The sequence below is a fragment of the Arthrobacter sp. SLBN-112 genome (assembly GCF_006715225.1).
GTDB lineage: Bacteria > Actinomycetota > Actinomycetes > Actinomycetales > Micrococcaceae > Arthrobacter.
Map to the genome: position 1 here is coordinate 2,960,984 of NZ_VFMU01000001.1, position 20,138 is coordinate 2,981,121.

At 61.9% G+C, this 20,138-nt stretch carries 13 protein-coding genes and 2 tRNA genes; 9 read left to right on the forward strand and 6 right to left on the reverse strand.

Annotated elements, in window-relative coordinates:
- Positions 1-126: 126 nt before the first annotated feature.
- The 3 genes from gltB (at position 127) to pyk (ending at position 7,744) form a co-directional block, all read left to right on the forward strand.
- On the forward strand, positions 127-4,740 hold the full coding sequence (gltB, locus tag FBY33_RS13700) for a glutamate synthase large subunit (RefSeq protein WP_142031039.1): 4,614 nt from the start codon (positions 127-129) through the stop codon (positions 4,738-4,740).
- Complete coding sequence (locus FBY33_RS13705; RefSeq protein ID WP_142031040.1) at positions 4,733-6,190, forward strand: glutamate synthase subunit beta; 1,458 nt, start codon at positions 4,733-4,735, stop codon at positions 6,188-6,190. The genes gltB and FBY33_RS13705 overlap by 8 nt, the downstream gene beginning before the upstream one ends.
- 63 nt (positions 6,191-6,253) lie before the next feature.
- Complete coding sequence (pyk, locus tag FBY33_RS13710; RefSeq protein WP_142031041.1) at positions 6,254-7,744, forward strand: pyruvate kinase; 1,491 nt, start codon at positions 6,254-6,256, stop codon at positions 7,742-7,744.
- A 100-nt stretch (positions 7,745-7,844) separates the two neighbouring features.
- On the opposite strand, the gene FBY33_RS13715 is transcribed toward pyk, so the two are convergent.
- A complete protein-coding gene (locus FBY33_RS13715) occupies positions 7,845-8,450 on the reverse strand; it encodes an ANTAR domain-containing response regulator (protein ID WP_009358190.1) in 606 nt (201 codons plus the stop codon).
- 201 nt (positions 8,451-8,651) lie between these two features.
- Between FBY33_RS13715 and FBY33_RS13720 the strand changes: the two genes are divergently transcribed.
- Positions 8,652-8,733: transfer RNA gene (locus FBY33_RS13720), tRNA-Leu, on the forward strand.
- A 490-nt stretch (positions 8,734-9,223) separates the two neighbouring features.
- Here the strand turns inward: FBY33_RS13720 and FBY33_RS13725 are convergent.
- Positions 9,224-9,451 carry a hypothetical protein gene (locus tag FBY33_RS13725; RefSeq protein ID WP_142031042.1) on the reverse strand — a complete coding sequence of 76 codons (228 nt, stop codon included), beginning with the start codon at positions 9,449-9,451 and terminating at the stop codon, positions 9,224-9,226.
- 1,412 nt (positions 9,452-10,863) lie between these two features.
- Here FBY33_RS13725 and FBY33_RS13730 point away from each other — a divergent pair.
- The 3 genes from FBY33_RS13730 (at position 10,864) to FBY33_RS13740 (ending at position 13,518) form a co-directional block, all read left to right on the forward strand.
- Positions 10,864-12,459, forward strand: a complete 1,596-nt coding sequence (locus tag FBY33_RS13730; protein ID WP_235010655.1) for an ATP-dependent nuclease — start codon at positions 10,864-10,866, stop codon at positions 12,457-12,459.
- A 116-nt stretch (positions 12,460-12,575) separates the two neighbouring features.
- Positions 12,576-13,391, forward strand: coding sequence for a hypothetical protein (locus FBY33_RS13735; protein ID WP_142031044.1), 816 nt, complete (start codon positions 12,576-12,578; stop codon positions 13,389-13,391).
- A gap of 54 nt (positions 13,392-13,445) precedes the next feature.
- Positions 13,446-13,518, forward strand: a tRNA-OTHER gene (locus FBY33_RS13740).
- A 124-nt stretch (positions 13,519-13,642) separates the two neighbouring features.
- On the opposite strand, the gene FBY33_RS20520 is transcribed toward FBY33_RS13740, so the two are convergent.
- The 3 genes from FBY33_RS20520 to FBY33_RS13755 all read right to left on the reverse strand — a co-directional run bounded on the left by FBY33_RS20520 (position 13,643) and on the right by FBY33_RS13755 (position 16,350).
- A complete protein-coding gene (locus FBY33_RS20520; protein WP_200831381.1) occupies positions 13,643-14,191 on the reverse strand; it encodes a hypothetical protein in 549 nt (182 codons plus the stop codon).
- Between the two features lie 1,388 nt (positions 14,192-15,579).
- Positions 15,580-16,077: a transposase gene (locus tag FBY33_RS20940; protein WP_142031045.1), complete on the reverse strand. Its 498-nt coding sequence runs from the start codon at positions 16,075-16,077 to the stop codon at positions 15,580-15,582.
- A gap of 36 nt (positions 16,078-16,113) precedes the next feature.
- A complete protein-coding gene (locus FBY33_RS13755) occupies positions 16,114-16,350 on the reverse strand; it encodes a hypothetical protein (protein ID WP_142031046.1) in 237 nt (78 codons plus the stop codon).
- A 648-nt stretch (positions 16,351-16,998) separates the two neighbouring features.
- On the opposite strand from FBY33_RS13755, the gene FBY33_RS20945 reads away from it, so the two are divergent.
- Positions 16,999-17,136, forward strand: coding sequence for a hypothetical protein (locus FBY33_RS20945; protein ID WP_200831382.1), 138 nt, complete (start codon positions 16,999-17,001; stop codon positions 17,134-17,136).
- Positions 17,137-17,367: 231 nt separating this feature from the next.
- On the opposite strand, the gene FBY33_RS20360 is transcribed toward FBY33_RS20945, so the two are convergent.
- Positions 17,368-17,667: a carboxypeptidase regulatory-like domain-containing protein gene (locus FBY33_RS20360; protein WP_160141956.1), complete on the reverse strand. Its 300-nt coding sequence runs from the start codon at positions 17,665-17,667 to the stop codon at positions 17,368-17,370.
- Positions 17,668-19,224: 1,557 nt separating this feature from the next.
- On the opposite strand from FBY33_RS20360, the gene FBY33_RS20365 reads away from it, so the two are divergent.
- Positions 19,225-19,962 (forward strand): PASTA domain-containing protein, encoded by a 738-nt coding sequence (locus tag FBY33_RS20365; RefSeq protein WP_160141957.1) that lies wholly within the window; start codon positions 19,225-19,227, stop codon positions 19,960-19,962.
- The last annotated feature ends 176 nt before the right edge of the window (positions 19,963-20,138 follow it).

Sequence of the window (20,138 nt, forward strand, 5' to 3'; positions counted from 1 at the left end):
TCAGCAGGCTGCGCTGACCTACAATTTCCAGTAATCAACACTTTGTTGTGCCCACCGCAGCGGCGCCGACGAGTGGGGCCAACGGTGTCCCTTCCATACGCACGATCAGGAGGAAGGACGTCTCCCATGACCCAAACTCTTCACACTCCCAGCTGGTCTGAACCGGACCAGCCTGAGACTGCAATGTCGCCGTTCAAGCGCTTCGCAGCCATGCCGGAGGCCGCCGGGCTCTACAACCCGGAACAGGAGAAGGACGCCTGCGGACTGGCGATTATCGCCACCCTGCGCGGCGAACCCGGGTACGACATCGTCGACGCCGCCCTGACCGCCCTGCGCAACCTGGAGCACCGCGGTGCCGTGGGTGCCGATGAGGGTACGGGCGACGGCGCGGGCCTGCTCATGCAGATCCCGGACGAGTTCTTCCGCGCTGTCACTGAGTTCGAGCTGCCCGCTCCCGGCCAGTACGTTGCCGGTACCGCCTTCCTGCCTGCGGAGCAGCGCGAGGCCGACGCCGCCAAGGCAGGCATTGAGGGCCTGGCCGCCGATGAGGGCCTGAAGGTCCTGGGCTGGCGCGAAGTGCCGGTGGTCGCCGACCTCGTGGGCGCCATGGCCCGCGCCTGCATGCCCTACTTCTCCCAGCCCTTCCTGGCATCCGCCACCGGCGAGGAACTGGACCGCAACGAGCTCGACTCCCGCGCCTGGCGCATCCGCAAGCGCGCGCAGAACAAGTTCGGCGTGTACTTCCCCTCGCTCTCCTCGCGCACCATCGTCTACAAGGGCATGCTCACCACTGCCCAGCTGGAGCCGTTCTACCCGGACCTCTCCGACAAGCGGTTCAAGACCAAGCTCGCGATCGTGCACTCGCGTTTCTCCACCAACACCTTCCCGTCCTGGCCGCTGGCCCAGCCGTTCCGGACCATTGCACACAACGGTGAAATCAACACCGTCAAGGGCAACCGGAACTGGATGCGGGCCCGCCAGTCCCAGCTGGCCAACCCGCTGCTGGGCGACTCCCCGGAAGAGCTGTACCCCATCTGCACCCCGGGTGCCTCGGACTCCGCGTCCTTCGATGAGGTAGCGGAGCTGCTGTGGCTCTCCGGCCGGCCCATCACGCACTCGATCATGATGATGATCCCGGAGGCCTGGGAAAACCATGCCACCATGGATCCGGCCCGCCGCGCCTTCTACGAGTACCACTCCCTGCTGATGGAGCCGTGGGACGGCCCCGCCGCCGTCTCTTTCACCGACGGCAACCTGGTGGGCGCCACCCTGGACCGTAACGGCCTGCGCCCCGGCCGCTTCTGGATCACCGAGGACGGCCTGATCGTCTTCGCCTCCGAGGTGGGCGTGATCGACGTCGAACCCTCCAAGGTGGTCAAGAAGGGCCGCGTGTCCCCGGGCAGGATGTTCCTGGTGGACACCGAAGCCGGCCGCATCATCGACGACGAAGAGGTCAAGGCCGAAGTCGCCGCCGCCAACCCGTGGGCGGAATGGGTCAAGGACAACCTGATCGACCTCAATGAGCTGCCCGAGCGCGAGCACGTGGTGCACACCGCCGCGTCGGTGAACATCCGCCAGCGCACCTTCGGCTACACCACCGAGGAACTGAAGATCCTGCTCGGCCCCATGGCCCGCACCGGCGCCGAGCCGCTGGGCGCCATGGGCTCCGATACCCCGGTGGCCGTGCTGTCCAAGCGCCCGCGGCTGCTGTTCGACTACTTCGTGCAGTCCTTCGCGCAGGTCACCAACCCGCCGCTGGACGCCATCCGTGAAGAACTGGTCACGTCGCTGACCTGTGCCATCGGCCCCAATGGCAACCTGCTGGACACCAAGCAGGTCCGCCAGCCCCAGGTCCAGCTGCCCTTCCCGGTGATCAACAACGATCAGCTCGCCAAGATCGCCAACATCGAGGACGCCGACGGCAACCGCGTGGCCATGAAGGTCCGCGGCCTCTACCGCCCCGAAGGCGGCGAAAACGCGCTCCGCGCCCGGCTCACCGAGATCTGTGAGCAGGTCTCCGGCGCCATCAACCGCGGCGTGCAGTACGTCGTGCTGTCCGACCGCGATTCCAACGCCCAGTGGGCGCCCATCCCGTCGCTGCTGCTGGTCAGCGCCGTGCACCACCACCTGCTGCGCAGCGCCAACCGCACCAAGACCGCCCTGGTGGTCGAGGCCGGCGACGTCCGCGAGACCCACCACGTGGCCGTCCTCATCGGCTATGGCGCCTCTGCCGTCAACCCGTACCTGGCCATGGAATCGGTGGAGCAGCTCATCGCTGCCGGCGACGTCACCGGCGTCACCCCGCAGGACGGCGTCTACAACCTGATCAAGGGCCTGGGCAAGGGCGTCCTGAAGATCATGTCCAAGATGGGCATCTCCACCGTGGCGTCCTACACCGGTGCGCAGACCTTCGAGGCGCTGGGCCTGGGCCAGGAACTGGTGGATGAATTCTTCGCCGGCACCCACTCGCAGCTGGGTGGCGTGGGCCTGGACGTCATCGCCGCGGAAGTTTCCGCACGGCACCAGATGGCCTACCCCGAGGGCGGCATCGAGCAGCCGCACCGCCCCCTGCTGGGCGGCGGCGAGTACCAGTGGCGCCGCGACGGCGAACCCCACCTGTTCAACCCGGAGACCGTCTTCCGGCTGCAGCACGCCACGCGTGAACGCCGCTACGACATCTTCAAGGCCTACACCAGGGGAGTGGACGACCAGTCCACCAACCTGATGACCCTCCGCGGCCTGCTCAAGTTCAAGAACGACCGCCCATCTGTTCCCCTTGAGGAAGTGGAGCCCGTCTCCAGCATCGTCAAGCGGTTCTCCACCGGCGCGATGAGCTACGGCTCCATCTCCCAGGAGGCGCACGAGACGCTGGCCATCGCCATGAACCAGCTGGGCGGCAAGTCCAACACCGGTGAAGGCGGCGAGGACGTTGACCGCCTGCTCGACCCCAAGCGCCGCTCCGCGGTCAAGCAGATCGCGTCCGGCCGTTTCGGCGTCACCAGCCTCTACCTGACCAACGCGGACGACATCCAGATCAAGATGGCCCAGGGCGCCAAGCCCGGCGAAGGCGGCCAGCTGATGGCGCAGAAGGTCTACCCGTGGGTGGCCCGGACGCGGCACTCGACCCCCGGCGTCGGACTCATCTCCCCGCCCCCGCACCACGACATCTACTCGATCGAGGACCTGGCGCAGCTCATCTACGATGCCAAGCGCGCCAACCCCTCGGCGAGGGTCCACGTGAAGCTTGTCTCGGAAGTCGGGATCGGCACCGTGGCGTCCGGCGTGACCAAGGCCAAGGCCGACGTCGTACTGGTCTCCGGGCATGACGGCGGCACCGGCGCCTCGCCGCTGAACTCGCTCAAGCACGCCGGCGTCCCCTGGGAGCTCGGCCTGGCCGAAACGCAGCAGACGCTGATGCTCAACGGCCTGCGCGACCGCGTGGTGGTGCAGGTGGACGGCCAGCTCAAGACCGGCCGCGACGTAGTGATCGCCGCGCTGCTGGGCGGTGAAGAGTTCGGCTTCGCCACCGCTCCGCTGGTGGTGGAAGGCTGCATCATGATGCGCGTCTGCCACCTGGACACCTGCCCCGTGGGCGTGGCCACCCAGAACCCGGAACTGCGGGCACGCTTCAGCGGCAAGCCGGAGTTCGTGGTCAACTTCTTCGAGTTCCTCGCCGAGGAAGTCCGCGAGATCCTGGCCGAGCTTGGCTTCCGCAGCCTTGAGGAGGCCATCGGGCACGCCGAGGTCCTGGATACCCGCGAAGCGATCAACCACTGGAAGGCCGACGGCCTGGACCTGGACCCGATCCTGCACGGCCTGGAGTTCGACGACGACGCGCCGCTGCGCAACATGACCGGCCAGAACCATGAGCTGGACAAGCACTTCGACCAGCGCCTGATCACCATGGCCACCGAAGCGCTGACCGACCGCAGCCCCGTGAAGATCGCGGTGGACGTCATCAACACCGACCGTTCCGTCGGCACCATGCTGGGCCACGTGGTCACCAAGACCTTCGGCACCGACGTGCTGGCCACCGACACGATCGACATCACGCTGAACGGCACCGCCGGCCAGTCCCTGGGCGCGTTCCTGCCCGCGGGCATCACCCTGCGGCTCTACGGCGACTCGAACGACTACGTGGGCAAGGGTCTCTCCGGCGGCCGGATCATCGTCCGCCCGGACCGGACCAACGTCTTCAAGGCGGAGACCAACGTCATCGCCGGCAACGTCATCGGCTACGGCGCCACCAGCGGCGAGATGTTCCTGCGCGGCCAGGTGGGCGAACGCTTCCTGGTCCGCAACTCCGGTGCCACCGCCGTCGTCGAAGGCATTGGCGACCATGGCTGCGAGTACATGACCGGCGGCCAGACGCTGATCATCGGGCGCACCGGCCGCAACTTCGGCGCCGGCATGTCCGGCGGCACCGCCTACGTCCTTGACCTGGACACTGCCAAGGTCAACAAGGACGCCCTGCAGTCCGGCGAACTCCAGCTCCGCGAGCTGGACGCCGAGGACCGCGACATCGTGCACGGCCTGCTGGTCAAGCACGTTGAAGAAACTGACTCCCAGCTGGCGGCGCGCCTCCTCGAGAACTTCGATGACACCGCCGCCCGCATTACCAAGGTGCTGCCGCGCGACTACGCGGCCGTGCTGCAAACCCGTCTCGACGCCATCGAAGAGGGCCTTGACCCCGACGGCGAAGAAGTATGGTCTCGAATCCTGGAGGTGACCGGTGGCTGATCCACGCGGATTTCTGAAAGTACGCCAGCGTGAAACCCAGCCACGCCGTCCCGTTCCCGTCCGCATCATGGACTGGAAAGAGGTTTATGAGGCGCAGGAAAAGGGCACGCTGAAGGCGCAGGCCGGCCGCTGCATGGACTGCGGCGTCCCGTTCTGCCACCAGGGCTGCCCGCTGGGCAACCTCATTCCCGAGTGGAACGACCTCATGTGGCGGGACAAGGGCGAAGAAGCAATCGAGCGCCTGCACGCCACGAACAACTTCCCCGAGTTCACCGGCCGGCTCTGCCCGGCACCCTGCGAGGCGTCCTGTGTGCTGGGGATCAACCAGCCCGCAGTCACCATCAAGCAGGTGGAAGTCTCGATCATCGACGAGGCGTGGGACAACGGCTGGGTCAGCCCGCTGCCGCCCGCACGCCTGACCGGCAAGACCGTTGCTGTCGTCGGCTCCGGCCCTGCCGGCCTGGCCGTCGCCCAGCAGCTCACCCGCGTGGGACACACCGTTGCCGTCTACGAGCGGGACGACAAGATCGGCGGCCTGCTGCGCTACGGCATCCCCGACTTCAAGATGGAAAAGGAGCAGGTGGACCGCCGCGTTGAGCAGATGAAGGCCGAGGGCACCCGCTTCCGGACCGGCGTCTCCGTGGGCACCGACGTCACCTGGGAGCAGCTGCGCAGGCGCTACGACGCCGTCGTGGTCTGCACGGGTGCCACCGTCCCGCGCGACCTGCCTATTCCGGGCCGCGAGCTGGACGGCATCCACTTCGCCATGGACTACCTGGTGCCGGCCAACCGCGCGGTTGCCGGGGAAACCATCGAGAACCAGATCAACGCCCACGGCAAGCACGTGGTGATCCTGGGCGGTGGCGATACCGGTGCCGACTGCCTGGGTACGGCGCACCGGCACGGTGCCGCCTCGGTGACCACCCTGGCGATCGGCAAGCAGCCGCCGTCGGAGCGTGCCGGCCACCAGCCGTGGCCCACGTTCCCCACCCTTTTCGAGGTAGCCAGCGCCCATGAGGAAGGCGGCGAACGCACCTACCTCGCCTCCACGGTCGAGTTCGTTGGCGAGAACGGCAAGCTGACCGGCGTCAAGGTGGCCGAGACCGAATTCGTCGATGGCAAGCGCCTCCCGAAGGCCGGCACCGAGCGGATCATCCCCGCCGACCTGGTGTTCCTGTCCCTCGGCTTTACCGGCGCTGAACCTGCCGGCATCACCGAGCAGGTGCACGCCGAATTCGACGGCCGCGGGAACGTGGCCCGCGACGGCTACTACATGACCAACACCGAAGGTGTCTTCGTGGCAGGCGACGCCGGCCGCGGGCAGTCCCTGATCGTGTGGGCCATCGCCGAAGGCCGCGCCGCCGCTGCCGCCGTGGACAAGTACCTGATGGGAAGCACCATCCTTCCCGCTCCCGTAGCGCCGACGGACCGGGCCATCGCCGTCCTCTAGGGTGCATCGAGGGTTCACCTCGCCGACAACTTAACCAATGCAAGAGACCAATAGGGTAGGTATATGAGACGCGCAAAAATTGTGGCTACGTTTGGCCCGGCAATTGCCAGCTATGAAAACACCCTCGCGGTGCTGGAAGCCGGCGTTGACGTGGCCCGCATGAACATGAGCCACGGCGACTACACCGTGCATGACAACACCTATGAGAACGTCCGCAAGGCAGCAGCCGACCTTGGCAAAGCCGTTGCCATCATGGCCGACCTGCAGGGCCCCAAGATCCGCCTGGGCCGCTTCGTGGACGGCCCGCACGCGCTGGCCGTGGGTGACATCTTCACCATCACCACCGAGGACGTTCCCGGTACCCAGGAAATCTGCTCCACCACCCTGAAGAGCCTCACCGAGGACGTCAAGGTGGGCGACGCCCTGCTGATCGACGACGGCAAGGTGGCACTGCGCGCCGTCGAGGTGGACGACGTCAAGGTTGTCACCACGGTGACAGTGGGCGGCATGGTGTCCAACAACAAGGGCATCAACCTTCCCGGCGTGGCCGTCAACGTTCCCGCCCTGAGCGAAAAGGATGAGGACGACCTCCGCTGGGCCATGCGCCGCGGTGTTGACCTGGTGGCCCTGTCCTTCGTGCGTGACGCCTCCGACATCACGCGCGTGCACGAGATCATGGACGAGGAAGGCCGCCGCGTGCCGGTCATCGCCAAGATCGAAAAGCCGCAGGCCGTTGAGCAGCTGCCCGAAATCATTGACGCGTTCGACGCCATCATGGTGGCCCGTGGCGACCTTGGCGTAGAGCTTCCGCTGGAGGAAGTGCCGATCGTCCAGAAGCGCGCCATTGAACTGGCCCGCCGCTGGGCCAAGCCGGTCATCGTGGCCACGCAGGTCCTGGAATCCATGATCGACAACCCGCGCCCCACCCGTGCAGAGGCTTCCGACTGTGCCAACGCCGTCCTGGACGGTGCTGACGCCGTCATGCTCTCCGGCGAGACCAGCGTGGGCAAGTACCCGATCGAAACCGTCAAGACCATGGCCCGGATCATCGAATCCACCGAGGTCCATGGCCTGGAGCGCGTCCCCCCGCTGGGCACCAAGCCCAGGACCCGCGGCGGCGCCATCACCCGTGCCGCCGTCGAAATTGCCGACCAGCTGGACGCCAAGTACATCTGTGCGTTCACCCAGTCCGGCGACTCCGCACGCCGGCTCTCCCGCCTGCGTCCCATCAAGCCGGTCTTCGCCTTCACCCCGGTGGAGCAGGTCTGGAACCAGCTGGCGCTGACCTGGGGTATCCAGCCGGTACTGGTCCAGATGGTGGACCACACCGATGCGATGACCGCGCAGGTGGACCGCAGCCTCGAGGAAATGGGACTCGTCCAGGACGGTGACCTGGTGGTTATCGCCGCCGGGTCCCCTCCCGGAAAGGCCGGCTCCACGAACTCTCTTAAGGTGCACAAGGTGGGCGACCTCGCGGACTCCACTTATGCGGGTGAAGTCACCAGCAACAAGGAAAAGCTCGGCCCCTGGCCGGAAAAGAAGAAGAAGGCCTAGTCTTCAGACATAGCAAAGGACCCCTGCCGGTTGGCAGGGGTCCTTTTGCACGCTGGTGACCGGGCCCGTCGTCGGAAATTCCTTGCCGGGGGGCCGGCGCCTAGTTGACCTGGTTGATGATGGTCTCGGCGACTTCGCGCATGCTGAGGCGCCGGTCCATGGAGGTCTTCTGGATCCAGCGGAACGCCTCGGGTTCGGTCAGGCCCATCTTGGTGGTCAGCAGGCTCTTGGCGCGTTCGACGAGCTTGCGGGTGGCGAACTGTTCCTGGAGGTCCGACACTTCGCTCTCGAGGGCCTTGATTTCCTCGTGGCGGGAGAGTGCGATCTCCAGCGCCGGGATGAGGTCTGCGGGGGTGAACGGCTTGACCACGTAGGCCATTGCACCGGCGTCGCGGGCGCGCTCCACCAGTTCCTTCTGGCTGAAGGCGGTCAGCAGCACCACGGGGGCGATGCGGGCCTTGACGATCTTCTCCGCTGCGGAGATGCCGTCCATGACGGGCATCTTGACGTCCATGAGGACCAGGTCGGGCTTGAGTTCCTCGGCGAGCTGGACGGCCTTCTCGCCGTTGTCCGCCTCACCCACGACGTCATATCCTTCGCCGCGCAGGATCTCGATGATGTCGAGGCGGATGAGGGTTTCATCCTCTGCCACAATGACGCGGCGCGCCGGCTGGGACGTGGGCTTGGACTCCGTCTGTTCAGTCACGGGATCTCCTTGAAAAGGTACGGCGGGACATCACTATCTTAGGTGCCACCGCGGCTGTACTTGGCTTGCAGGGTTTGTTTGCGGCGACGGCGGCGCGATTCTGGAATTCAGCCTATCTGCATGTAGAGTAATTCCGCGTACGTGAAGCGATCGCGTTGCTCACAGTCAGCTGTGGGCGTACTTCGGCTTCATGTAATCCGCGCCCGAGTGGCGGAATTGGCAGACGCGCCGCACTCAAAATGCGGTATCGAAAGGTGTGTGGGTTCGAGTCCCACCTCGGGCACAGTGTCTTCGCAGGTCAGAAGCGTTTTGTCTTCCTACTGTTGACAAAGCTTGACAATTACGCATCCCTGGTGATGTTTGGCCTTCATCGTGGCCGAGGGCAGTCCCAGACAGGGGGACCAGGAGAATTAAGTCGTGCCCAAGCTCTTGCACGGCTCCGCGCAGGCCTTGTTGTGTGGCGGCTTCCAGAAGCCAAGGGGAGTGCACGTGGCCCGATGTCTGGCAAACAAATCATCAGCCGAATTTCGATCAATTGTCGCTTCATCGCCGAGGGATGGGCGCCTGGTGATAACAAACTTCACCGACAGCATCGATCGACTCGGACGGGCTCATGCCGACCGCGTATATATCTTCCTATCGTTTGACGGGAGGTCATCAAACACGCCGGAAACAAACGCCAGGTCCCACTGCTTCTACGTCCCTGACCATGACTATCGATCGGATTTTCAGTAACGGTTTCGGACTCTGCGCGCCGCGAACCTGGCCTGCCATTACTGAGAGGCCGCCGCGTCCGTTTCCTCTGCCTCCACTCTTTCCTCCGTCGCCTCAGCTTCCTTGCGCTGTTTGGCGAGCAGTTCGAGTAGCTGCTCGTCACTGATCCAGTTATGGAGTGCCTTGCGCCTGCGGCTCCGCCACATGCCGCCGGGGACCTTCTCGTAGATCAGCGCGAAGCCCACATGGACACGCGTGCCCACCGGCAGGTGCCTCAAATCGCTCATGTCTCGTCCACCTTTGTCGTCCCGACCTTGCGAGCGGTCATAAGGCCCGGGCGATGGCTCATGTCGTTCCACCGTTCTTCCTCCCTGACTCATAACGCGGATAGTGCAGGACGGTGGCCGGCTGATTGCTTCCAACCGCGGAGCAGGCAAATTAGGAGATGACTCAGACACGGTCGCAATGGTGGAGGGTAACGCGGTCGTCCGCAGGGTTGAACTGGAGTTCAAGGCACATAAATTTGTCAAGGCTCTACGCTGAATCCGAGCGGCTCGACGAGCTGGGCTGGTACACCTGTCCCAATCCGCATGATTTGATCGAGGCTTGCTAGAGTCCGACTACGACAACTGAGTTCGCCGCGGCAGTGGACACGCTAAATACGGCGTGCCATAACACCTTCGGTGACCCAGCCACTTGGCTAACGGCTGACGGGTACCCAGACAGCTGGCCCTCTGCGTCATGGACTCGCTGTGGTCCACGAGGCCCTCGTACCAGCCCGTCCAGAACGTCGTGGCACGTTATTCAGCTCATCGCGGCCTCAACGGTCATGACGCCAGCCAGGACGGCCCGCGCGAGCTCCTTCGCGTCTTCATGGAGGTAGGCTCAGGCGACCGGTTTGCCGATGTGGTGGAGAACCACAACCGGGCCTATTCATATCCGAAGGCCATGTTGAAGGCGCGGAGGTTGTCTATCAGCCCGCCTTGGCCTTTGACAAAATGGGCATCAGGACTATGAAGGACCTGCACGCCCAGTATGAAGCGGATGAGCACCTTACCGACTCAAAGGGCGTGGCTGAAACTGCCCAGCCAATCGTCCGGCGTCACATTCACCTACCTTATGATCCTAGCCAGCTACCCCTCTGTGAAGCCGGACCGTATGATCATCCGCTTCGTTAAAAAGCATGGAAATCTCTCGAGGGATATCACGCCGACCCAGACTAGTGATTTGGTCAAGCAGGTGGCGAAGCAATATCCGTCGCAGCACATCGCTTAGATCGCGTCATCTGGCGCTACACATCCGGACGAACGGTCCTCCGCGACACGCCACAGGCTGCCTGCGCTGGGCTACTCGGGTTCCGCTTGTTGCCTCTCTAGCCATCAGAGCCGTGATGGTCGTAAAGGGTGTCCTTAAGGTCACGCCAGTCGTGTTAGCGCCTGTGCCCGATGAAGATTTTCCGTGGCTGCGCTGGTGGCATGACTGGCTCGGCGCCGGGTCTTTGTCTACCCATGCCCGCAGGACTTCCGAGGGCCGCAGCAGTGTGGCCTATGCCGTAGCGCTCATGGAAATACTTGTGTAGGTACAAGGGGTTTGGTGGACGGATACCTTTAGCAAGCCACTCAAGTAATGCGGGCGACCAGTCGGCAATCTGATCGAGTGTGTATGACGTTCAGCTGAAGGGGACAATAGGGTGATTCTTATGACCTTGCACGTAAGCCTTTCAGCGATGACATCAAACTGCGGTGACGAAGTTGAACTCCCCTCAGCGGGTGTCACTTGTATCGTTGGCGGGAACAACGCCGGCAAGTCTCAAACTCTTCGAGACATTGCCAGCCTGCTCGTGAATCAACAGGCCGCCACCGTGGTACTAAAGCGGATAGCGCTGAGGAAACCAGCGGGGCTTACCCCTGAAGAAGCAGAGCAATTCCTGGAGGCGCACGCGTTGCGAATGCCGCCCCAGCCGGGCCAGCATCGGACGTATACTTCGCTCATGTCCGGCGGTGCCGGGGCGCAGCCGTCGCACGTGGCCCAATCTCTTGCTGAAGCACCAGATACTCTAGGAAATGCTTGGCACTTCTTTTTTCGCCACCTAACCACTGGTTCTCTGGCTTCTTGGTCCAGCCACGGAATCGGTCACGTGGGCATTCCTGCCAGTGGGACACCCGATTCCCCACTTCAGCAGATCTTTCGGAATGGCGCACTTGAGGAGCAGTTATCACAGCTGTCGTATGAAGTATTCGGGGAGTACCTCACCCTTGACCGGATCAACATGGACGTTCGTTTCCGGGTTGGCAAAGTCGACATGGATGTGCCGCCGATGAATCGCCCAACGATTGACTACGCGAATGCAGTTGCGGCTTTACCCACGCTGGAAAGCCAGGGCGATGGTGTGAAGAGCTTTTTGGGGCTAGCAACGGCTGTCCTTGTTGGGCGTTTTCAGATTCTACTGATTGATGAGCCTGAAGCCTTCCTTCACCCGGGACAAGCGAGAACGCTTGGAAGGTGGCTTAGCCGACAGGCCGCCCGGCGTCAGATGCAGATTGTTATTGCAACTCATGATCGGGACCTAGTCCTTGGCTTGCTCGAGGGTGATGAGCCGTCGGTGACGGTGGTGAGGGTGGTACGGGATGGGTCTGCCAACCGGCTTCACGCTATTCCGGCCAAAGAATTGAATGAGGCATGGGCCGATCCGGTATTGCGGTATTCAAATATCTTGCAGGGTCTGTTTCATCGGCGAGTCGTGGTTTGTGAGTCAGATTCCGACTGTCGCTTCTACGGGGCGGTGTTGGATGAACTCGCCAACAAAAACGGTCAGCGTGCACAGGCTGATGACGTCCTACTCGTGCCAAGCGGCGGGAAGGCCGGGGTAGCGACTTTGGCGCGTTCTCTTGAAAAACTAGACGTCGAAACGCATGCCTTCGTTGATTTCGACACCCTGAATAATAAGGCGATTATCCAAGGCATCGTTGAGGCGGTGGGTGGCACGTGGACTCCTGACATCGATGCTGATTTTCTGACGTTTGTTCGTCCGATTCAGAACGATAAGCTCTGGGGCCAAGTTAAGGCGCAGGGTTTGGCTGCCGTCCCAGCCGGAGAACCAAACGTAGCCTGTCAAAGACTCCTGAGAGTGCTCAATAGTATGCGAGTCCATATTGTGCCTAGTGGGGAAATTGAAAGCTTTGACCGCACGAGCTCATCTCACGGGCCAGCATGGGTGAGTGAAGCCCTGGCAAAGGGTCTACACAAATCTTCCGGTGCGGCGCATGACTACGTGGCAAACCTATTGCTGAGCTAGACTGTATTGCCGCAGTTGCCTCATTTATGGAGAAATTCCAATGGATGTTCATTCTGCTTTGATAGTGCGGTCCATTGGTCTCACATGGAAAAGCATTCAGCTGTCAGGAGTAAGAATTGCATATGCGTACGGGCTTCCTCGCGATGTCCACATTGGTGCTGGCCCTCGCCGCCTGCTCAACGCCCGAAGCCAATTCGACGGGCGACCGAGCTACAAGCAGCAGTCCGTCAGCGGCGGTGACAGCCGCTGCACCTTCTACCCCCGCAATTGCGGTGCCTGCCGAAGTGAAGCTTGGCACCGTGACGGACATCGTGGCGGCGGGATGGCTTGCCGGGATTCCTCGGCCCTCTTTCCCCTCGGGCCCCCAAGGAAAAGTCGCTGTGGTTGCGAGTGGACCCGTTACGGTGCGTCCTACCAAGACGTCGATCGTGCCCATCGTCGTCCGCAACAGCACCCAAAAGGCTGTAACGAATGTTGAAGTGACCGGTGCAGCCATGGACGCTACCGGGAAGATTCTCGGCTCGGCACATAGTCTTATTTTTTCGCCGACAACGGCGCCGTCGGGTGGAGTCGCATTCGGATTCGTCTACTTCGATCCGATGATTCCGGAGGATGCCAAGATAGATTTCACCGTCGTCTCCAAGTCTGCTGCAGGTGGGTTAAATGCCCAAGATCTGACGGTGGAGCAAGCCAATGTTGTCGGAGACTCCATCACGGGTAAAGCGACCAACAAGCACGCGTATGCCGTCAAGGGTTCCTTTACCGTGAACGTGACCTGCTTCGACGAGGCCGGTGCCCTGCTCACCTCTGAAATCGGTTTTGCCTCGCCGACGGCTAGCGTTGCCCCCGGTGATAGCGTGACGTGTCAAGTAGATCTCCACGGAACACCGTGCCCATCGTCTCTCGTAGGGGTATCAGGTTCCCAGTACTAGCGGGTTCCGGAAGGCCCAGGAGGTGGCTGGGTCGACACCGCTCTGTCACCCCCTGCCCGCGTAGCTCAACGAATAGAGTGCTTGCTGCGGAGCGGGAGGTCGAAAGGTTCATATCCTTTCGCGGGCACCCAGCAAATCCTGACATAGGCGCCAAACCCGTGCTGTCGATGTAAAAGCGGAAACCCTGAGCCGTTAGTCAATCGGTAGTCAATCTCTTGGGCAGTAGTCCTCGGAAGGTCATTTGCCCTGTCTCACCGCCCGCTGGGCGTGGGGCGGGGTATTGCGGCAGCAAGGTTTTCGCAGCTAACTGCCTGAAGCGAAGTTCTTGCTCCATAGAACACCATCAGGGTCGAACCGGCCATGGCTAGCATGTCCGAGGGCGCCTCAGTCGGGACGGAGGTCAGGCCACAAATGTCTTCCGGGCGTCTGGAGCTTCCCGAAACGGTGCTTTCTTCGGGAACGAATTTAGCCAGAGTCAGCGTCCGGTGGTTAATGGATTCCTCGCCGCTGTCCTCGGCAGCCACTGCCGCTTCGGTCAGGAGCGATGTAAGTTCCCCGATGATGCCCTCACTGCGGCTGAGGAGGTAGCGGGCCATGTCATCCGTCGCCAGATTCGACTGCTGGTGGAGCCGGAAGGAGGAAGCGAAGCTGGCGAGCAGAGATGCCAGGTCTGCATTTACCTCCCATAAGGGCAGTGTCATGGGCTCAAACCGATTTTCGAGCTGTACTACGTCCTGCCCTTGCAGGCACATGCAATTGCCCGATCGGGCGACACAATAGACATGATTCGTCTCGCCCACGGCGGCAAGCTATTTCTGGGAGGATTGGCATGCGATTACGTTCTGAGATTGCCGACGAGGGTTCGCCTCATCGGGACCAAGGTCCGCGGCCGAGGGGTGCAAATTCACCGCCGACCCAAAAGGATATGCGGGACGTACCGTTACAGAAGCTGGACCGGTCAGCGGTCTTGGCGCTACAACGTTCCGCCGGAAACGCTGCTGTCGCGTCGCTTGTTCGACCACGGCGTTCAGGTGCGGATTATGCCGCCGCTCTGGGAAGAGGCTTCGTTCCAGTCGTCGCCCGCGTCCCGTCGGCAGGTGCCGCACCGGTGATTCAACGCGACAGCCGTTCGCTCCCTCCCGGAGCTCAGATCGTGGCGTCGACGCAAACAACGTTTTCGGCTGCCCCCGTGCTCAGGAAGCTAAACCAACTCGCTAGGTCACTCTGGCCACCCGCAGTTGAATTCGGAACTACACGTGTGGCCAACGACATCGTTGCCGTCATGGAATCCAGCAATCTCGCTGGCCGTAGCATTCCAATCCAGTACACCCAAACGTCCGGGAAGAACATGATCTGGACGGGCAACATATTCTTTGGGATAGGCGCGCCCAGTATCGCGTCCAGAGGCACCGGCCAACTGACGTCTGGAGCTGGCGGGACCAGCTCGGCGCAAAGCGGCACTAGTCGTTCGACGACCGACACTTCCAGCGGGGAGCTAAGCGCAGGAGGACACGAGGGAGCAGTCGGAGGAAAGGCATCAGCAGGCACCAGCTCGACCGCAGGTTCAAGCTCCCAGGACACTACGACTGGGCAATCGACCGCGAGTGCTCAGACCTCGGACCTACTCAATAGATACACAGCCCCACTTATCGCAACTATCCACCTTCACTGCGAACTAGAAGTTGAAGTTTCGGACTACGCCAACCCCTTTGCTTGGGGCATGTATCTTGCTGAAACGCTCCATGGAGAACAAGATGCCCACGGGGACATCGCCTGTGGGGACATCACTTACCAAGTGTCGTCGGGGTTTGCTCCGCCCCACCCCTGAGAGTCTTGAAGAGGTCTACCGCCCTCCTTATTCACCTTGCGGATCGAAACTGTCGATGGGCAATATCGGGCCTGCCGGCCCTGCGGACCATCGAAGAGCCCTCGTCGGGTTATAGGACAAAACGTGTGTAAATTTCGGGCGCGTCATGTGCCTCCTGCCGAACATTTGCGGGTCCAGAACCCTGCGTCGGTGTTGAGGTCGGTGCTGTAGAGCTGAGGGCCTGGGTCCTGCTCAGTAGGAGCCGCGGTGTGGTCTTGGCTGTGCGGTAATGGCTCGCTTGAATGAGTTTGGCCGGTGGCAGAGGCTGCTCGCTGTGGAGGTAGAGGTGCCACTCGATCGCGCGTTTGCGGTGTTCCTCGCTCATTCCGCGGTGTGCCCGCAGGAGTAGCCGGAGTTGGGCGTTGGAGCCGCCTTCAATGCGGTTGGTGGTCGATGCGATCTGCAGGCCCGTGAACTCACGGCGTAGGTAGGTGAACAGTGTCCGGGCCTGGCTGAGTCGTTCCAGAAGCCGGTAGGCCTTACGGAGCCTGTCGTGCGTGTACCGCCAGGCCTGATTGGCCCGCACCCAGCCCGAACGACAGCGCTGGCGTTCCGGTACGTGGGGGCTTTGACCAAGTGTCCGTAGCTCTGGTGCCAGTCATTGAGCCTGCCGAGCCACGCGGCGGCTTTGGACGTGGTGGTGATCCTCGTCAATGCCCGCCCCAGCCGCAGCAGCGCCTTGCCAGCGTCGGTTCTGGGCCTGCCAGTCAGGTACGTGCGGACGTTGCGTTGGACGTGCACCAGACAGCGCTGAACCGCGGTCTCACTCCAGCACTCGGACATGGCTGCCGCAATTGCCGCGCCACCATCGGTAATCACAGCAGTTGGGGCGGGAGACCGGCCGAGCAGGGCAGCCTAGGCGGCGTTCTTCTCGGTGTCGCACCACTGCCAGCCAAGCACATAATCACCGGCCACACTGACCAAACAGCACCACGAACCCACGCAGATCTCATCGACGTGGATCTGATCATGAATCTCGCCGGTAACCGGGATCTCCGGAGCGATGTTCCAGCAACACGAGGTGCGGCGCCGGAAGGAACGGGCCGTGCCGAACGAGGTCGCCGATGACTGGTTCGACGTGCCAGCAGCCATCCCAGAAACGCCGCGGTGGCTATACAGTTGTGTGGGTGGCGGTTCAGGGTCCTGGCTAGTGGGCCCTTCGCATGCTGTGGGCTGGGGTTATGCGGTTCCTCGTTCCGGTTCTGTCGGGTTGGGCGTGCGTGTCCAACACCAGTTCATGGTCCGGAGCTACGGGTACTACATGACCTCTAAGACTTTGGTTTCGGATCTTCGTACAAGGTTCCTAGAGGGTGATCAGGCGACTGCCGGGCTGTTTGTCCTGCCAAGAGCGTGTTGACAGTGTCAACACTTACGTCTGCTCTATGGCGTTGCCCGGGCTGTCGCTTGATACATGCAACTGTGCGACGAGATCCCAAGGCCGTCATCAACACTCATCACTTTGAGGCGATTACCGGACGGCATACTGGCTTCCTCAACCAGCGTGACGACAAACGTCCGCGGAATTCCCTTGACGCGCAGTGCCGCGCCCGCGCATGTCCCAATAGGGATGTAGAACTGTTTCGCCCATCGCGAGATAGACAGGAATGAAGCCCTATTCTGACGCCTAATGGGCTTTAGACTGCCTCAGGCTGGGGTGTGCTCCGTCGGACATATCTCAAACAACTCAAGCCACACGGATGCATCCGCCGGACCGGGGGCTATAGGTCAGGTCCCCATGCCGTGGCGCTGCACAATTGGCAGGACGTCCTCCCGGACGCCGGGCACCAGGACGGAGTAGGGCGGCTGCTTGGTGACGAACCGTTCCAGGTTCCGTTCCCGGGACGCCCACTGGGCTTCGACGATCTGGGAACCGAGTAGGACGAGGAGCCGATGTAGCGCACGTTGCAGTGGCGGACCAGGTCGGTCAGCGCGCCCAAAAGTCTCTTTGACGTCGGTGTGCGGGGTGGCCTTCTTCACAGCCCCCAGGGGAGACGACACCCCCAGACGAAGCCCTTGTGGCAAACGGGGGCGTAGCCCATCCAGCCGTCAGGAGCCCTTCGATGAATCGTCTGAGGTTAGGGTGACGTGTTCCAGCTGCTCCGGCGCTGCTTACCCGCCGTACTTCTGCCCGATAGGGGTAGCCAAGAAGTCGACCTGTGCGGATGGCGGCAAGGTGATGACATTGTCATTTGAATCAAGCAAAGTAAAGGCCGCGTTTACGACAGTCTGGTTGTCGACTGCAAAGGGGCGGTAAGTTCCCTCGGGCAGCGCTAGTTCGTAGTAGCCGTTCCTGTCTGTGTCGGTGTGCAATTCATGGCCATAGACGTTGCGGAAGAGAACAGTGACGCCGGGGTACGGGGCGCCGGAGTCCGCGTAATGGACGTGGCCGCTCACCGTCGTCGAAGTCACTTTTGGCTGAATGAGGCTAGGCGTAGAAGGAGCGGGCACTGGCGTGGAAGGAGCGGGCGCTGGCGTGGAAGGAGCGGGCGCTGGCGTCGAACTAGGGATTGTGGAATGGGGGCTTGGCGCCGGCCGAGAAGGGGTGCAGGCGGCTGATAGTCCAAGCATGGCCGCGATCAGCAACATGGACGTCAAGGAACGAGTGACAGAACGCTGTTTCATGAGATGCCCATTCCTTGTTCGGGGATTTGTCGCTTGCGATTGCCATAACAAGTTCCCAGTCTCCATGGCCGGGGCCACTTCGCCGTACCACCCTTAATCTGCCGTCGAATGGATGCATTGCTTTCCTTGGTTCCGATGGACATGCCGGGGCGCTCATTCTTGCCGGACTGGAAGAAATAGGGAAGAGCCAATGGTCAGTGACCTGGGGCAAACCCTCAACGCCGACATAACGGCCGCTTGGTCAGCAAACGCGCATCCGGATTCCCGACAAAGACGAGCCCAGTGTGGGCCCAGTAGAACAAGTACGCGGCCTGAACGAACGGATTTTGGAGCTCATGCGGGAGGCCGCCTTGGTACACGACATGTACACCGTCGGAGGGTGCACGGAGTTCAAGAGCGCAGCAGATGCACTGGCGATGCCAGGCTATTTTGACAATTCGCTTCGACTGCCACGCCAACCTGCCCGACGATGGACCGGTTTGAGTCCCGGGTAGCGAATCAGCCGAAGGTTCTAAGATACGGACACTGCCGGACGCCGTCACGACCGTTCCAAGCGCCCCGAACTGAATTAGGGAAGTGTCGACAACGGCAACATTTTCGCCTCCGAACACAGTCCGATAGCCCTACTCTGATTCCGTATGCTTCCGGACGTTCCCGGTGTTTTCGGGGGCGGGGATAAAGTTCGACTCCCCCCTCGGGCACAGTGTTTCCGAGGGCAGCGGACTCTTTCAACTTCGAGTGAAGGCAAATCTTGACATTTAAAATTCTGGTGGCAGCTCCAACGTCTGTGGGCCGTAGGCTGTGACTTGCGCCACCGGGGCCGCTCGGCAACTTTTCCTTGTAAAGGCCTTTTCGGCGAATGATCAAGATAAAGCATCACTGTCACGAAGATGCCCTTATGGGCTGAACTTTCGGTCCCTTTGGCCACCTTATACGCTCGCCTTGCAAGACGAAAAAGCATCTATGCTTGCCGCGTGCCGATACTCTTCGCAGGTCGAGATCGACCGGGATGGTACTGGCGGGGCCAATTTCCGGAGACGGGAATGGGAGCCCTTCAGTTGTTTCATGAGGGAAGCAATGGAACGGTTGAGACGTGGCGTAGGCGCCTGGATGCTTGTATTCGCTACTGCTGCATTAATCAGCGGGTCGACAGTTTCGTGTGGGGAGGCTACAGTTCCGCCACTCTCGACCGCGCCGTCGACTTTGATTGGGCCAGTGTCGACTGGATCCTCAACCCCGGCTGGGCCGGCGTCGACTGAGTCGCCTAGTATTCCTGGAACAGCGCCGACAGGGTCTGCTACTGCGGGAGGGCCGGTTGGGCCGCTGTCCAGTGGATATGCGACTGTGATCGGCAGTGCAACTTCGGATACATCGGAGTCAAAAACGCACACCACGACGAAGCGCGTGCCAACGGACCTTGTCGGTAAGACGGCGGATGCCGCTGAGGCATTGTTGGCCACCGCTGGGACCGCTTCCACGGTTGCCTTCCGGGAGGCCGAGGAGGCGGACGTGGGGCTTGTGCTGGAAGTCGATCCTGCTGGTGGGTCAGTTATCGCTGAGGGCAGAAGTGTTGTCCTGCTGGTAGGGAAGCGCAAGGAGTCCGTGGAACGAAGGGTGCCAATGGATCTTGTGGGTAAGTTGGCGGATGCCGCTCAGGCATTGTTGTTCGGCGCTGGGATCCCTTCCACGGTTGCCTTCCGGGAGGTTGAGGAGGCGGACGTAGGGCTTGTGCTGGAAGTCGATCCTGCTGGTGGGTCAGTTATCGCTGAGGGCAGAAGTGTTGTCCTGCTGGTAGGGAAGCCCAAGGAGTCCGTGGAACGAAGGGTGCCAATGGATCTTGTGGGTAAGTTGGCGGATGCCGCTCAGGCATTGTTGTTCGGCGCTGGGATCCCTTCCACGGTTACCTTCCGGGAGGTTGAGGAGGCGGACGTGGGACTTGTGCTGGAAGTCGATCCTGTTGGTGGAACACTGCTGGCTCCAGGGGGCAGTGTGCACCTTCTGGTCGGAAAGGTTAAAGAAGGTCTTCCGCCAACCCCATTAGGAGCCGAGGATCTGACCACAGAAATCCCAGAAGTTCCCTGACAAAATCACGCTCTTTGACGGTGACCGATGAGGGAAGAAGATTGCCCGTCTACTCCAACATCATTCCTGACATATGGGAACGGCAGTTCCTCCATTTACCAGCCTTCAAGCCATGGTTATGAATCCCCCTTCCTGGCTGCCCGGTTCGCGGGCAACGAAGGGGTTCGCCGGCAACG